This is a genomic window from Pedococcus sp. KACC 23699, assembly GCF_045348425.1.
Taxonomy (GTDB): Bacteria; Actinomycetota; Actinomycetes; order Actinomycetales; family Dermatophilaceae; genus Pedococcus.
This window is the reverse complement of sequence record NZ_CP157483.1, coordinates 1,910,520-1,925,213: the sequence shown is the minus strand read 5'-3', so window position 1 is coordinate 1,925,213 and position 14,694 is coordinate 1,910,520. Positions and strand designations below refer to the sequence as shown.

The following is a 14,694-nucleotide window of genomic DNA, read 5'->3' as shown; positions in this document are numbered from 1 at the left end:
GCAATGGAACTCAGCACCGTGTGGTTCATCATCATCGCCGTCCTCTGGACCGGCTACTTCGTCCTCGAGGGCTTCGACTTCGGCGTGGGCATGCTCTTGCCCGTGCTCGGCAGGGGGGAGGACGCTGAGACGACCGAGAAGCGCCGGCGCGTCCTCATCAACACCATCGGCCCGGTCTGGGACGGCAACGAGGTATGGGTCCTCACCGCCGGTGGCGCGACCTTCGCGGCCTTCCCGCACTGGTACGCAACGATGTTCAGCGCCTTCTACCTACCGCTGCTGCTCATCCTCGTCGCCCTCATCGTGCGCAACCTCGGGTTCGACTACCGGGGCAAGCGCGACGACGCCCGGTGGCGGGCGCGGTGGGACACGGCGATCATCGTCGGGTCGGCGGTACCGGCCCTGCTGTGGGGTGTGGCCCTGACCAACATCGTCCGCGGGCTGCCGATCGACGCCCGCAAGGAGTTCACGGGCAACCTCCTCACCCTCCTCAACCCGGTCTCGCTGCTCGGCGGCCTGGTCACCCTCGGGCTGTTCCTCACCCACGGCGCGCTGTTCGTGGCCCTGAAGACGAGCGGCCCGATCCGGCAGGACGCGCGGGGCGTGGCCACGCGCACCGGCGCCGTGACCGCGGTGCTGGCCGTCGCCCTCCTTGTGATCCTCGGCGCCATGGACGGCAACGCCGGCTCCTGGGTGACGACCGTGGTCGCCGCAGGTTCGCTGGTCGGTGCGCTCTACGCCAACCTCCGCGGTCGCGAGGGCTGGGCCTTCGTCGGCACCTTCGTCACCATCGCGATGGCCGTGACGACGTACTTCCTGCTGCTCTTCCCGAACGTCATGCCCAGCACCCTGGACGCCGCCTGGTCGCTGACCACCACGAACGCGTCGAGCACGCCCTACACCCTGAAGATCATGACCTGGGTGGCCGCGGTGTTCACCCCGATCGTCCTGCTCTACCAGTCCTGGACCTACTGGATCTTCCGCAAGCGGATCGGCACCGAGCACATCCCGGCGGCGACCGGTCACGGCCCCACCAGCCAGCGCCCGTCCGAGTCGACCCCTCCCGTCACCGCGACGCCCGTCGTCCGCTGATGCGCCCGTTCGACCCGCAGGTCCTGCGGATCCTGCCCGAGGCGCGCCGACCGCTGACCACCCTGGCTGCCGTGGGTGTGGCCCAGGGCGTCGCGACCGTGGCCACGGCCTTCGCCCTGTCCGCGGTCGTCGTCGCGGTGGTGAGGGGCACGCCCCTCGGCGCCCCCGCGGCATACCTCCTCGCCCTGTTCGTCGTCCGAGGACTGCTCGCGCTCACCGGCGACCGGGTCGCGGCCTCCGCGGGGGCCACGGTCAGCGCGGGGGCGCGGACCCGCCTGCTGCGGCACTGGGCCACCGCGCCGGTCGAGCGGCGTCCCGACCCCGCCACGGCCCTCGTCCTCGCCGACCAGGGCGCGACGAGCATCGAGCCGTATGTCGCGCGGTTCCTGCCCGCCCTCGTCTCGGCCGCGGTGGTGCCCGCGCTCGCCGTGACGGTGCTCGTCGTCGTCGACTGGCGCAGCGCGCTCGTCGTCGTCCTCACCCTGCCCCTGCTCCCGGTGTTCGCCGCGCTCATCGGAGCCACCACCCGCGACGCGACCCAGCAGCGGTGGCAGGCCCTCGCGTCCCTGTCGGGACACTTCCTCGACGTCGTGCGCGGCCTGCCGACCCTGGCCGCCTACGGTCGCGCAGAGCGCCAGACGGCGGTCATCGCCGAGGTCAGCCAACGCCACCGTCGGGCCACGATGGCCACCCTGCGGCTGGCCTTCCTCAGCTCCGCGGCGCTGGAGCTGCTGGCCACCATCTGCGTCGCGATCGTCGCCGTGATCGTCGGGCTGCGGCTGTCGCACGGTGGCATGGAGCTCGGCACCGGGCTGGTGGCGATCCTGCTGGCACCGGAGGCGTACTGGCCGGTCCGGCGAGTGGGGGCCGAGTTCCACAGCGCCGCCGACGGAGCCGCGGCCCTGGCCGAGGTCACCTCCCACCTCGGCACCGCAGGTCGCGAGGCTCCGGCGGCCGAAGGTGAGCAGGCCCAGGCGGAGCCGGTCGTGGCCCGGGTCGAGGTGCGCGACCTCTCCTACACCCACCCCGGAGCGACCCACCCGGTCCTGCACGGGCTCGACCTCACCGCCGGCGTCGGGCTCACCGTCGTCACCGGCCCGTCCGGGGTCGGCAAGTCGACATTGCTCGCCCTCATCGCCGGGCTGCGGACGCCGACCCACGGTTCGGTCACCACCCCGGGGACCCACCTGGTCACGCAACGGCCGTTCCTCACCCCGGACAGCATCCGGACCAACCTCACCCTCGGCGGCGACCCCGCCACACCTGCCCAGACCCTGTGGGCAGCGCTGCGCCAGGTGGGTCTCGACGGGGCGGTCGCGGCCCTGCCTTCGGGCCTGGACTCCGCGCTGGGTGACGACGGCCGCGGCCTCTCGGCCGGCCAGCGCGCCCGCCTGGTGCTGGCCAGAGCCGTCCTGAGCGATGCCACCGTCGTCCTGCTCGACGAGCCCACCGCCCACCTCGACGAGCGCAGCGCGGCCCTGGTCCACGAGGCCATCGCCACCCTCGCCGAGCGCCGCTGCGTCGTCGTCGTGACCCATCGTCCCGAGCTGGTGGCCCGTGCCGACCAGCACCTCCACCTCCAACCGGTCGGGGTGCCGGCATGAGCCGCCCCAGCGCACGGCCCGGCGTGCGGTCCGGCGTGCGCCCTGGCGCTCGGCCGGGGATGCGCCTTGCCTCCCCCCGCATCGTCGTCGCCGGGGTCATCGGGGCAGCGGCACTGGGCGCGGGCGTGGCCCTCACCGCGACCTCGGGCTGGCTGATCGTCCGCGCCAGCGAGGGACCGGTGATCCTCAGCCTGCTCACCGCCATCGTCGCCGTCCGGACCTTCGGCATGGCCCGCCCGGTCCTGCGGTACTGGGAGCGGCTGCGTTCGCACGACGCCGCCCTCGACGACCTGGCCCGGGCACGCACCGCGGTGTATGCCGCCCTGGTGCCGCTGACCCCGGCCCGGCTGCCCCGGCGGGGCCGGGCCGCGGTCCTGAGCGGTGTGGTCGACGACGTCACCGACCGTGTCGAGGCCCAGGTCCGGGTGACCGTGCCACTGCTCGCCGTCGGCCTCACCGGGGCGGGCGCAGCCGTGCTGTGCGCGCTCGTCGAGCCATGGGCGGGCGCGCTCGTCGCGGCGCTGCTCGTCGTCGTGCTGGCCGTCACGGTCCTCGCCTGGCGGGTCGAGTCCCGCAGCCAGGCCGAGCTCGGGGTGGCCCGGGGCGAGCTGACGCGGGTCAGCGAGCTGGTCGCCTCGCAGTCGGACGAGCTGCAGGCCATCGGGGCGACCGACGCCGCCCTGCGCTGGGTCGGCACCGCCCATGCCGCGGTGGCCGAGAGCAGCCGTCGCCAGGCGGTGGGTCGGGCCGTCGCGTCGGCGGCCCTCCCCCTCGCCACGGCCCTGGCGACCGTCGGCTGTGCCGTCGTCGCCGGCCGCAGCGCGCACCCTCCCCCGGTGGCCGCCCTGCTGGTGCTGGCGCCGTTCGCGCTGTCGGAGGTGTTCGGCCCGCTCCCGGACGTCGCCCGGGCCTGGGCCCGCGCGCAGGCGAGCGCCGCCCGACTCGACGCCCTGCTCGACGCGACCCCCGCGGTGGTCGACGACGTCGACGGCTCCCTCCCCACGTCGCCTACGGAGCCCACCGAGTCCACCGAGCCCGTCGAGCGAGCGGAGGCCGCCGCGGCCGTCACCGGTCGTCGTGGCACACCCCACCTCCGGCTGAGCGGGGTGAGCGCGAGCTGGGACGGCGAGCGCACCCACCTCACCACCACCGACCTTGACCTCCCCCCGGGAACGGTGCAAGCGGTCGTGGGGCCCAGCGGCTGCGGCAAGTCGACGCTGCTGGCCGTGCTGGCACGCCAGCTCGACCCGTCGGCCGGGTCCTACCTCGTGGACGGCACCGAGGTCCGACAGCTGCCCGCCGCCACCGTCCGGGGCCTGGTGGCGGTGGTGGACGACGAGCCGCACGTGTTCGCGACCAGCGTCAGGGAGAACCTACGACTGGCCCGGCCCGACGCCGACGACCTCGCCGTCGTCGCGGCGCTGCGGGACGCGGGGCTGGGCGACTGGTTGGACAGGCTCCCCGACGGACTCGACACGGTGCTGGGCAGCGGCGGCCGGGGTGTCAGCGGTGGCGAGCGCGCCCGGCTGTCGATCGCCCGGGCCCTGCTGTCCGGCCGACCGGTGCTCCTGCTCGACGAACCCGTCGCGCACCTCGACCACCCCACCGCCGTCGCCGTCCTGCGGGACCTGGTCCGGTCCCGCGCCGGTCGCACCGTGGTCGTCGTCAGCCACCGGCCCGAAGGACTCGCGGACGCGGACGGCATCATGGACCTGACGAACCCGGCGGTCGGGCTCGTCGGACAGGTGGGATGAGGATGCCGCACAAGGCGATCAACAAGCTCGGCGAGCTCGAGCGGGCGGTGATGGATGCGGTCTGGCAGGCCGGCACCGAGGGCCGGTCACCGCTGTCGGTCCGGGCCGTCCACGACGAGCTCAGCCGCAGCCGCGACCTCGCCTACACGACCGTGATGACGGTGATGGGTCGCCTCTCCGAGGCCGGCCTCCTCACCCAGGAGCGCAGCGGCCGTGCCTACCTGTATGCCGCGGCCGACTCCCGTGAGGAGCTCACCGCCACCACCATGCGTGACCAGCTCAGCGGCATGGCGGCCCCGGACCGCCGCACCGCCATGCTGCACTTCATCGGCGACGCCACGCCCGAGGAGATCGCCGACCTCAAGGCCGCACTGGCCGAGGTCGAGCAGCAGCACGCCTCCCGCGCCGGGTCGACAGGTGGTCGCGGCAAGGACGCGACGCCCTGATCGGTGACCTGGCCCCAGCCGCACCCGTCGCGCTGGCCGTGGCCGCCGTGCTGTTCGCCGGGCCGGGACCTCGGGTCATGGCGGGGTTGACCGGGTTCCGCAGGGCACCGTTCGAGGCGCTGGTCGTCTGGCAGTGCGTCTCCCTGGCGGGGGTCGTCGCAGCCCTGGCCGTGGCTCCCGCCGCGGTCGCCAGCACCGCACTGCCGCGATGGGCCACGGTCGCCGCCCTGGTCTTCAGCGCCGCGATGCTGGCCCGCGTCCTGTGGGCGGGGCACCGGGTCGGCACCCGCCTGCGCAGCGAACGCCGTCGCCACCGCCAGCTCGTGGATGCCCTCGGCACGCACGACAGCAGGGCCGCGTCGCTGGCAGGTGGTGAGGTGCGGGTCCTCGCGCACCCGACCCCGACGGCATACTGCCTGCCCGGACGGCGGCACCGGGTGGTCCTCACCGAGGGCGCCCTGCTCGCCCTGCCCGCCGACGAGCTGGCCGCGGTCCTGGCCCACGAGCGGGCGCACCTGCGGGCCAGGCACGACCTCGTGCTCGAGTTCTTCGCGGTGCTGCACGAGGCGGTCCCGCAGCGGCTGCGGGCGGTCGGGGCGCTGCGCGAGGTGCGGCTGCTCGTGGAGGTGCTGGCCGACCGCGCCGCCCGACGCGTCGCCGGGCCGGTGCCACTGGCCCGGGCCCTCGTCTCGCTGGCCGGCGGGTCGCACCCGGACACCGCGCTCGGGGTCGTCGACGGCGACCAGGCACGCGCGCCCTCGGGCTCGGCCACCCGGGACCGCATGCTGCTGCTCACCGAACCCGATCCCCACCCGGCCCTGCGCGGCGTCATGCTGGCCTTCGCGGTCGTCGTGCTCGCGACCCCCGTGGTGCTGCTGGCCGTCGCACTGGGTTGAGCGACGGCAGGGTTGAATGGCCTCATGAGTGCGAAACGGCCCTACCGCGTGACCGTGGTCTGCACCGGCAACATCTGCCGGTCCCCCATGGGCGAGTTCCTCCTGCGCGAACGGTTCGCCGACGCCGGGCTCGAGGACGAGGTCGTCGTCGACTCGGCCGGCACCCACTCGTGGGAGGTGGGCAACCCCGCCGACCCGCGCACGCTGGCCGTGCTCGCCCGCAACGGGCACGACGACCTCGGCGCCAGCGACCACGTCGCCCGCAAGTTCGAGCGGTCGTGGTTCGACGAGGTCGACCTGGTCCTGGCCGCCGACTCCGGTCACCACCGCGAGCTCACCAAGCTCGCGCGCACGGACGAGCACCGCGCCAAGGTCCGCCTGTTCCGTTCGTTCGACCCTGCGTCGGCCGAGCAGGACGATCTCGACATGGACGACCCCTGGTACGGCGACGACAGCTCCTTCGACCAGACCTACGCCGAGGTCACCGCCGCGGCCGACGGCGTCGTGGAGCACGTGCGGGAGCACCTTCAGCGGAATAGTTGAAATCGAAACCATGTTGTGACGGCATGACCACGATGAGCACGCCGTTCAGCCTCCGCCTGACCCTCGCCGACAGCCTGTTCGACCGCGCTGACCACGCGGCGGCAGCGGCGGCCTACGCCGAGCTCGTCGACGAGGCCACCCGTGACGACATCGGTCACGGCACCACCGCCCTGCGGATCTCCTTGGCCCGGGCGTACTTCGGCTCCGCCCAGCTCGGTCGCGCCGAGTCGGTGCTGCGCGAGCTCGTCGAGGAGTCCCCCGACGACGGCTACCTGCACCTGCTGCTCGGCCGCACCCTGCAGCGGCAGCGCCGGCACGACGACGCCCGTCGCCACCTCACCCTGGCGAGCATCCTGGGCGACCACGAGCGCCCGACCGCCTACGGTGAGGAGCAGGGCGCCTGACGGGCGGCGGGGTGAGAGGACGACGACGATGACCGACTACGGACACGAGCTGGCGTTCGGGATCTTCCCGAGCCCGGACGTCGACCGGATCCCCGAGGTCCTCGCCATGGTCGAGGCCGCCGACGTGGGCGGCCTCGACCTCGTGACGATCCAGGACCACCCCTACCAGGCCAAGCACCTGGACGCCTGGACGCTGCTGTCGGTCATCGCGGCCCGCACCACCTCGATCCGCGTCGCCCCCAACGTCGCCAACCTGCCGCTGCGCCCGCCGGTGGTCCTTGCGCGCAGCGTCGCCACCCTCGACCAGCTCAGCGGCGGACGCGTCGAGCTGGGACTGGGCACCGGGGCGTTCTGGGACGCGATCGCCGCGGCCGGAGGCCCGCGCCGCAACCCGGGGGAGGCGGTCGAGGCCCTGGTCGAGGCGATCGCGGTGATCCGCGGCCTGTGGTCCGGCCACGGGTCGGTGCGGGTGGAGGGCCAGCACTACCCCGTGCAGGGCCTGCACGCCGGCCCGGCGCCGGCGCACGACGTCGAGATCTGGCTGGGTGCCTACAAGTCGCGCATGCTGCGGGTCACCGGCCGCCTCGCGGACGGCTGGCTCCCCAGCCTCGGGTATGCCGCGCCGGAGGCCCTCGGCGCGATGAACGCCACCATCGACGAGGCCGCCGACAAGGCTGGTCGGTCGCCGGCCGCGATCCGCCGGCTCTACAACATCCACGGCAGGTTCGGGTCGGGGGCCGGGCTGCTCGAGGGCCAGCCCCGTGACTGGGCCGAGCAGCTCGCCGAGATCACCCTCGACCAGGGCATGAGCACCTACATCCTCGCGGTGAGCAGCCTCGAGGACGTCGAACGGTTCGCCGCCGAGGTGGCCCCGCTGACCCGCGAGCTCGTCGACGCCGAGCGCACCCGGGCCGCGCACGCGCCGAGCCCCACCGACCAGCCGAACACCGGGCAGGCGCCTCCCGACGACCGGCGGCTCGAGGTGCGCGCCACGACCGCGCCCGGCACCGAGGTGCCTGCCGGGCTCTGGGACGAGTCGACCCGACCCAGCGCGCCGGTCGACCCGCAGGAGCGCTTCACGGCGAGTCAGCAGGCGACCGGGCAGCACCTCGTCGACGTCCACGACCACCTGCGCGGCGAGCTCGAACGCCTCCGCGACGTCGTCGAGCAGGTCGCCGCGGGCGAGGTCGACGCCGGCCGAGCGCGCAACATCATCAACGAGCTCACCATGCGCCAGAACAACTGGACGCTCGGCGCCTACTGCGCGTCCTACTGCCGCGTCGTCACCGGTCACCACACGCTGGAGGACCGGTCGGTGTTCCCGCACCTTCGGCACAGCGACCCGCAGCTCGTCCCCGTCATCGACCGGCTCGAGCAGGAGCACCACGTCATCCACGACGTCCTCGAACGCGTCGACCACGCCCTGGTGCAGATGGTCTCCGGCGAGAAGGGCACGTCGGTGGTGCGTGAGGCGGTCGACCTGCTCGGTGCGACGCTGCTCTCACACCTGTCCTACGAGGAGCGCGAGCTCATCCCCGCCCTGTCGCGCCACGGCTTCAGCTGACGCGGCCCCGCGCCATACCCAGTCACAAGGGGGGATGGCGCGGAGCCGGCGGTCGGACGGTGGCGGTCAGACGGTGACGGAACGGTGGCGCTGGCCGATGCCGGCCGGGCCGTAGGGGTAGTCGTCCATCTGCGGGGCACTGACCTCGGTGAGCTCGTCGAGCTGCTCGGCGGTGAGGTCGAGGTCGGCGGCGGCGAGGTTGTCGGTGAGCTGGGTGACGTTGCGGGCACCGAGGATCACCGAGGTGACGGCCGGCTGCGCCGCGACCCACGCGAGCGCGACCTGGGCCGAGCTCACGCCCGCCTCCTTGGCGACCTCGCCGACGGCGTCGATGACGGCCCAAGTGCGCTCCTGCTTGTTGCGCGGACCCCAGGCCTCCATGCCGCGCTCCGGGTCCTCACCGAGGCGGGACTCCCCGGTCGGGGTGGTGTCGCGCTGGTACTTGCCGGTCAGCCAGCCACCGGCCAGCGGCGACCACGGCAGCATCCCGAGGCCACCGTCGAGGCAAGCGGGGACGACCTCGTGCTCGATGTCGCGGACGAGCAGGTTGTACTGCGGCTGCAGGGTCACCGGCGGCGTCCAGCCGTGCTCCCGGGCGGTGTGCACGGCCTTGGTGACCTGGTAGCCGAGGTAGTTGGAGAAGCCGTAGTAGCCGATCTTGCCGGCGGACACCGCGTCGTCGAGGAAGCGCAGCGTCTCCTCGAGCGGGGTCACGGCGTCCCACGCGTGCATCTGGTAGAGGTCGATGTGGTCGACGTCGAGCCGGGACAGCGAGGCGTCGAGGGCCTGGCGCAGGTGGCGACGGGACAGGCCTTGGTCGTTGTGGCCCTTGCCCATCGCGAAGCGGCCCTTGGTGGTGAGGACGATGTTCTTGGCGTCGTCGGGGTGGGCCTTCAGCCAGCGTCCGATGATCTCCTCCGAGACCCCGGTCGAGTAGACGTCCGCGGTGTCGAGGAACGTGCCGCCCGCCTCGACGTAGGCGGTGATGATGTCGCCGGAGGTGGCTTCGTCGGCCTCCGCCCCGAAGGTCATCGTGCCGAGGCACTGGGTGGAGACGACGGTGCCGCTGGATCCGAGTGTGGTGTAGCGCATGGGTTCCACCGTATGTCGCGTGGCTCGCCGCCGCTCGGCTGCCGGGTCCGCGCGGACCCGGCTCGGCGGCATACCCCTGGTCGCACCGCGGGCGCGGCCCCGGACTGGACGGGTGTCCTGAGGGGTGCCCGCTCTCTGGGAGACTGTCCACCATGGCTTCGCTTGCTGACGCGACCCCGTCCATCGCCCTCGGCTCCCTCGACGGTCGCTACCGCGGCGTCGTGGCGCCGCTCGTCGACCACCTGTCCGAGCCGGCCCTCAACCGGGCCCGCGTCCGGGTCGAGGTCGAGTGGCTGATCTGGCTGACCACCCACCAGGTGGTCCCGGGGGTGCGCGCCCTCACCGACCACGAGCAGGCCGAGCTGCGCCAGGTGGCCCGGGACTTCGGCGCCGACGAGATCGAAGAGCTCGCGACGATCGAGCGCGAGACGCTGCACGACGTCAAGGCCGTCGAGTACTTCCTCAAGCGCCGCCTCACCGCGATCGCCCCCGCCGAGGAGGACGCCGGCCTCTCCGAGCTCATCCACTTCTGCTGCACCAGCGAGGACATCAACAACCTGTCCTACGCGCTGATGGTGCAGGGCGCCGTCCAGCAGGTCTGGCTCCCCCGCGCGAGCCGGCTCGTCGAGGCCGTGGCGACGATGGCCTCGGACCTGCGCGACGTACCGCTGCTGGCCCACACCCACGGCCAGCCCGCGACCCCGACGACGATGGGCAAGGAGCTCGCGGTCCTCGCCCACCGCCTCGGCCGCCAGCTGCGCCGCATCGAGGGTGCCGAGTACCTCGGCAAGCTCAACGGCGCGACCGGCACGTATGGCGCGCACCTCGCCGCCGTCCCCGAGGCCGACTGGCCGCAGCTGAGCCGCGGGTTCGTGGAGTCGCTCGGGCTGGAGTGGAACCCGCTCACCACCCAGATCGAGAGCCACGACTGGCAGGCCGAGCTCTACGCCGACGTGGCGCGGTTCAACCGGATCCTGCACAACCTGTGCACCGACGTGTGGACCTACATCTCGATGGGCTACTTCGCCCAGGTCCGTGGTCAGGGCACGGTCGGCTCGTCGACGATGCCCCACAAGGTCAACCCGATCCGGTTCGAGAACGCCGAGGCGAACCTCGAGGTCAGCAACGCCCTGCTCGACGTGCTGGGGTCGACGCTGGTCAACAGCCGCCTGCAGCGCGACCTCACGGACTCCTCGATGCAGCGCAACATCGGGTCGGCGTTCGGCCACTCGCTGCTCGCCATCGACAACGCCGAGCGTGGCCTCGCCGGGCTCGACGCGGTGCCCGCTGCGATGGCCGCCGACCTCGACGCCAACTGGGAGGTCCTGGGCGAGGCGGTGCAGTCCGCCATGCGTGCGCTCGGCGCCCAGGGCGTGGCCGGGATGGAGAACCCGTACGAGCGCCTCAAGGAGCTCACCCGCGGTCGCCGGATCACCGGTGACGACCTGCGCGAGTTCGTCGGCGGCCTCGGCCTGCCGGACGACGTGGCAGCCCGGCTCGCGGCGATGACCCCGGCCACCTACATCGGCGCCGCGCCGGAGCTCGTCGACTTCCTCGACTGAGAGCCTTCCACGGCCCACCACGGAGGGCCAGACTGGGCGCGTGGCTGGTCTGGGGTGGTGCGTCCTCGCGTTGGTGTTCCTCGACGAGGTGCTCGCCGCCGTCGCCGCAGGGGTGTGGGGTCGGTATGCCGGGGGCGTGCTGCTCGCCGTCCTCGCACCGGTCGCGGTGGTCGCCGTCTGGTGGGCGTTCGCGTCGCCGAGGGCGAGGTTCGGCGGACCGGTGGTGCGGCCGGTGGTCAAGGTGCTCGTGTTCGGGCTCGCGTCGGCGGGTCTGTGGGCCGCCGGTCACCCCACGGCGGCCGTCGCGTTGCTCGTGTTCTCGGTCGTCGTCAACGCCGCGGCACAGCTGCCGTGGGTGCGCTCGCTCGTCGCCGAGCCGGTGGCGTCGTGACCCACACCCCCGCCGAGAGTCTGGTCCGCGCGGTTTGGGAGCGCTCCATACCCGCACCTCCCCGACTCTCGACGGGTGAGCTCGAGGAGGTCATCACCGACGCCTGGGCGGCCCGGGCACCGAAACGCCTCGTCGAGGCGTTCTTCGACGAGGCGTAGGCGGCTGGTCCGGACGGCGCCGGACCCAGGAAGGGCAGGCGGGTCAGACGGTGACCTTGCCGCCCGGGGTGTCGAACGTGACCGACAGCAGCCCGGGGGTGCCGTGCGGTGCGACGAACGTGAAGTCGATGACCGAGGAGGTCTCGTCGGGCTGCATGTCGAGCCAGTCACGCACCCGGGCGGGGTCACCGGCGATCTGGAGCCCGTCGATGGTCACCTCGGTATGGGCCGCCGTCGAGGGGTGCAACGCCGGGTCGTCCCACTTGATGAAGAACGGCAGCTGCGGGTCGGACATGAGCCCCTTGACGCCGAGCTGGCGCCAGCGCAGCTCCACCCCGTCGGGGCGGTGCCGGTTGCCGACGACCGCCTCGCGGCCGATGCGCTTCTCGTAGGGCGCGAGGTCGTCGACCGCCACCACCCATCCGAGCCAGCCGCCCCCGGCCTCGGAGCGGGCCCGCACGGCCTGCCCGAAGGGGGCCTTGTCCGAAGCCGGGTGGTCGAGCACCTCGACGACCTCGACGTACCGGTCATGGGCCAGCGGGAGGATCACGTTGCGAGTGCCGAACCGGGGGTGGATGCCCCCGTCGACTGCGTCCACCCCGATGACCTTCGCCAACCGGGCGGCAGTGGCCTTCAGGCCGTCGCGCTCAGCTGCATACGAAACATGGTCAACTCGCATACCCGACATCGTGACACACCCTCGGGAGTGCTCTTGACACGGGTGGGGTCAGTGAGACCGCGGGTGCTCCCGGGCCGTCCGCTGACGCACCGCCTCGTAGATGACGATTGCCGCCGATGTGGCCACGTTGAGTGAGTTTGCCTTGCCCACCATGGGGATTCGCACCCGGTATGCGGCGTGCTCCAGCACCTCGTCCGTGAGCCCGTACTTCTCTGCGCCCACCGCGATCGCCACCGGGCCGGTGTAGTCGACCTCGGTGTGGTCGAGGTCGGTGTCCGGGGTGGTGGCCACCAGGGCGATGCCGTGGGCGTCCAGCCAGGCCAGCGTCTGGGCCGTCGAGTCGCTGGCCACCGGCACCGAGAAGACGGTGCCCTTGGAGGCGCGGACGAGGTTGGGGTTGCCCCAGTCGGTGACCGGGTCGGCGGCGATGACGGCCTCGACCCCTGCCGCGTCGGCGGTGCGCAGCATGGCGCCGAGGTTGCCCGGCTTCTCGACGCCCTGGCACAGGACGGTGAGGGCGTTCGGTCCGACGACGAGGTCGGCGCAGCTGCGGACGACGGCGGGGACGACGGCAATGAACCCGTCCGGCCCCTCCCGGTAGGCGGCCTTCTCGAAGGCGGCCCGGGACACCTGCACGGTGTCGACCCCGGACCGGCGCACGTCGTCGACGACCCGCGTCTGCGTCGCGGGGTCGAGCATGAGCTCAGGGCAGTAGTACAGGGCCTCGGGCAGGATGCCCGCGTCGAGCGCGAGGGTCAGCTCTTCATACCCCTCGATGAGGGTCTGGCCGGTCTCCTCGCGGGTACGGCGGCGGCGCAGGGCGGCGAGCGCCTTGAGCCGCGGGTTGGACGGCGAGGTGATGAACAGGTCAGCCATGGCGCGCACCAGCATGGCAGTCCCAGGACTGTCCGTGCGGCCCCGCCCAGCCGCTCGGCGCGCCATCGAGGGTCGTGAGGAACGGCGCCGGGCCGTCGGTGGCGCCGACGCCGGGCCACGCCCCCGGGTCGTCGACCAGGCCCTCGAGGACCCGCGGCGACTCGTTCGCGACCCAGTGACCGGGCAGCCGGCGCACCACGTCCACGAACTCCATGCGCGCAGCCGGCTCGAGGTAGGCGAGCACCGCCGAGTGCAGGACGACCAGGGTGGCGTCCCGAGGGGCCTGTGCCGCCAGCGACTCCAGCTCGGCGACGAGGTCGCCGGCGACGAGGTGCGGTGGCTCGGCGACGAGGACCCGGGCCGCCTCGGCCAGCCGCTCGCGCCGCTCGTGCTGCTCCGGCCAGACCAGCGCCCGCAACCAGGCAAGGTCGTCCGGATCGGTGAGGTCGAGCGGGTTGAGGTCGACACCGGCGCGCCAGGCCACCTCCGACACCCGGGTCGGCGGTGGTCGCTCGCAGTCCCACCGGCACCGCAGCACCGGGCCGGGGCCGTCGCCGAGGATGCCGTGCCCGTAGTCGTAGCGGTACCGGTCGGGGTAGAGGCAGAGGCCGGCGGAGGCGCCGACCTCGAGCAGGGCGAGCGGGCCCGGGATCGTGGCGAGCACCGGGAGCAGCGTCGCGCACCGGCCGGGCTCGTTCGTCTGGGTCGACCGCGACAGGACCTCCGGGCGCACCTCGTCCCAGTGGTCGACGACCCAGCCGACGAACGCGTCCGGTGACAGCGGCGCCCCGAGCAGCCGACCCACACCGAGCAGGAGGTTGGGCTGGCGCTTGGCCGGGGGGAGGCCGTCGAGGAGGGTGAGGACGCGCTCGGCGGCTGCGACGGCATACGCGATCTGCTCGTAGGTGGGGGACGAACCGGCCGCCTCGCGCTGCGCGAAGGCCCGCCACAGGTCACTCGTGCGCATGCAGGTCACTGTCGCAGACCGACGCTCGGGCAGAATGTCCGACATGAGCCACACCGCCGTCACCGAGCGCTACGCCCTGCGCCAGAAGATCACCATGATGGTGAACCGCTACGAGATCCGGACCGTCGACGCCTCCGGCAATGAGGGTGCCGTCGTTGCGGTCGCCCAGCAGAAGCGGATGGCGCTCAAGGAGGAGGTCACCTTCTACTCGGACGAGTCGCGCTCGCAGCGCGTGTTCTCGTTCAAGGCGCGCCAGCGGATGGACCTCGGTGCGACGTATGACGTGTTCGACGCCACGGGCGCGCCGATCGGCTGGTTCCGCAAGGACTTCGGCAAGTCGTTGCTGCGCTCCTCGTGGCACCTCGGCACCCCCGACGGGCTCGAGGCGTTCGGGACCGAGCGCAACCAGAAGGTCGCCATCGTCCGCCGCGTGTGGGACCTGGTGCCGTACGTCGGGGAGATCCCGCTGCCGTTCCTGTTCCACTTCGACTTCGCCGCTCCCGACGGCAGCGTCGTGCTGTCCTCGGAGCGCAAGCGCTCGCTGCGCGACCGGTACGACATCCGCCTGCCGCAGGCGAGCAACGGCTGGCAGCTGGACTGGCGCGTGGGCCTGGCCATGGCGGTCGCCCTCGACGCCCTCCAGTCCCGCTGACCCGACCGACCCGG

The 14,694-nt window shown here is 73.0% G+C and carries 16 protein-coding genes; 12 read left to right on the top strand and 4 right to left on the bottom strand.

Annotated features, from left to right (window positions below; translation table 11 throughout):
• Nucleotides 1–3 precede the first annotated feature (3 nt).
• The 8 genes from cydB (at nt 4) to ABEG17_RS08990 (ending at nt 8,303) form a co-directional block, all read left to right on the top strand.
• Nucleotides 4–1,092 (top strand): cytochrome d ubiquinol oxidase subunit II, encoded by a 1,089-nt coding sequence (gene cydB, locus ABEG17_RS09025; protein ID WP_406832953.1) that lies wholly within the window; start codon nt 4–6, stop codon nt 1,090–1,092.
• Nucleotides 1,092–2,696 carry a thiol reductant ABC exporter subunit CydD gene (gene cydD, locus ABEG17_RS09020; RefSeq protein WP_406832952.1) on the top strand — a complete coding sequence of 535 codons (1,605 nt, stop codon included), beginning with the start codon at nt 1,092–1,094 and terminating at the stop codon, nt 2,694–2,696. Before cydB ends, cydD begins: the two co-directional genes overlap by 1 nt.
• Complete coding sequence (gene cydC / locus ABEG17_RS09015) at nt 2,693–4,450, top strand: thiol reductant ABC exporter subunit CydC (RefSeq protein WP_406832951.1); 1,758 nt, start codon at nt 2,693–2,695, stop codon at nt 4,448–4,450. Before cydD ends, cydC begins: the two co-directional genes overlap by 4 nt.
• Entirely contained in the window at nt 4,447–4,896 is a 450-nt protein-coding gene (locus tag ABEG17_RS09010) for a BlaI/MecI/CopY family transcriptional regulator (protein ID WP_406832950.1), read from the top strand. Before cydC ends, ABEG17_RS09010 begins: the two co-directional genes overlap by 4 nt.
• Nucleotides 4,897–4,973: 77 nt before the next feature.
• Nucleotides 4,974–5,792 carry a M56 family metallopeptidase gene (locus ABEG17_RS09005; RefSeq protein ID WP_406832949.1) on the top strand — a complete coding sequence of 273 codons (819 nt, stop codon included), beginning with the start codon at nt 4,974–4,976 and terminating at the stop codon, nt 5,790–5,792.
• A gap of 24 nt (nt 5,793–5,816) precedes the next feature.
• On the top strand, nt 5,817–6,335 hold the full coding sequence (locus ABEG17_RS09000) for a low molecular weight protein-tyrosine-phosphatase (protein ID WP_406832948.1): 519 nt from the start codon (nt 5,817–5,819) through the stop codon (nt 6,333–6,335).
• Between the two features lie 23 nt (nt 6,336–6,358).
• Nucleotides 6,359–6,739, top strand: coding sequence for a tetratricopeptide repeat protein (locus ABEG17_RS08995; RefSeq protein WP_406832947.1), 381 nt, complete (start codon nt 6,359–6,361; stop codon nt 6,737–6,739).
• A 28-nt stretch (nt 6,740–6,767) separates the two neighbouring features.
• Entirely contained in the window at nt 6,768–8,303 is a 1,536-nt protein-coding gene (locus ABEG17_RS08990; protein ID WP_406832946.1) for an LLM class flavin-dependent oxidoreductase, read from the top strand.
• 66 nt (nt 8,304–8,369) lie between these two features.
• On the opposite strand, the gene ABEG17_RS08985 is transcribed toward ABEG17_RS08990, so the two are convergent.
• The gene (locus tag ABEG17_RS08985) at nt 8,370–9,395 is read right to left on the bottom strand and encodes an aldo/keto reductase (RefSeq protein WP_406832945.1); all 1,026 of its coding nucleotides are present in this window, start codon (nt 9,393–9,395) and stop codon (nt 8,370–8,372) included.
• 152 nt (nt 9,396–9,547) lie between these two features.
• Here ABEG17_RS08985 and purB point away from each other — a divergent pair, with 152 nt between their 5' ends.
• The 3 genes from purB to ABEG17_RS08970 are packed head-to-tail and all read left to right on the top strand — an operon-like array spanning nt 9,548 to nt 11,506.
• Nucleotides 9,548–10,957, top strand: a complete 1,410-nt coding sequence (gene purB / locus ABEG17_RS08980) for an adenylosuccinate lyase (RefSeq protein ID WP_406832944.1) — start codon at nt 9,548–9,550, stop codon at nt 10,955–10,957.
• 40 nt (nt 10,958–10,997) lie between these two features.
• Nucleotides 10,998–11,348: a DUF2568 domain-containing protein gene (locus ABEG17_RS08975; protein WP_406832943.1), complete on the top strand. Its 351-nt coding sequence runs from the start codon at nt 10,998–11,000 to the stop codon at nt 11,346–11,348.
• Nucleotides 11,345–11,506, top strand: a complete 162-nt coding sequence (locus ABEG17_RS08970; protein WP_406832942.1) for a hypothetical protein — start codon at nt 11,345–11,347, stop codon at nt 11,504–11,506. Before ABEG17_RS08975 ends, ABEG17_RS08970 begins: the two co-directional genes overlap by 4 nt.
• 43 nt (nt 11,507–11,549) lie before the next feature.
• Here the strand turns inward: ABEG17_RS08970 and ABEG17_RS08965 are convergent, their stop codons facing one another.
• From ABEG17_RS08965 to ABEG17_RS08955, 3 genes are read right to left on the bottom strand one after another with little or no spacing between them, the layout of a single operon-like run.
• Entirely contained in the window at nt 11,550–12,185 is a 636-nt protein-coding gene (locus ABEG17_RS08965) for a VOC family protein (RefSeq protein ID WP_406832941.1), read from the bottom strand.
• Nucleotides 12,186–12,233: 48 nt separating this feature from the next.
• A complete protein-coding gene (locus tag ABEG17_RS08960) occupies nt 12,234–13,061 on the bottom strand; it encodes a TrmH family RNA methyltransferase (RefSeq protein WP_406832940.1) in 828 nt (275 codons plus the stop codon).
• Complete coding sequence (locus tag ABEG17_RS08955; protein ID WP_406832939.1) at nt 13,054–14,028, bottom strand: DUF2332 domain-containing protein; 975 nt, start codon at nt 14,026–14,028, stop codon at nt 13,054–13,056. Before ABEG17_RS08955 ends, ABEG17_RS08960 begins: the two co-directional genes overlap by 8 nt.
• A gap of 43 nt (nt 14,029–14,071) precedes the next feature.
• On the opposite strand from ABEG17_RS08955, the gene ABEG17_RS08950 reads away from it, so the two are divergent.
• Nucleotides 14,072–14,680, top strand: a complete 609-nt coding sequence (locus ABEG17_RS08950) for a hypothetical protein (RefSeq protein WP_406832938.1) — start codon at nt 14,072–14,074, stop codon at nt 14,678–14,680.
• The last annotated feature ends 14 nt before the right edge of the window (nt 14,681–14,694 follow it).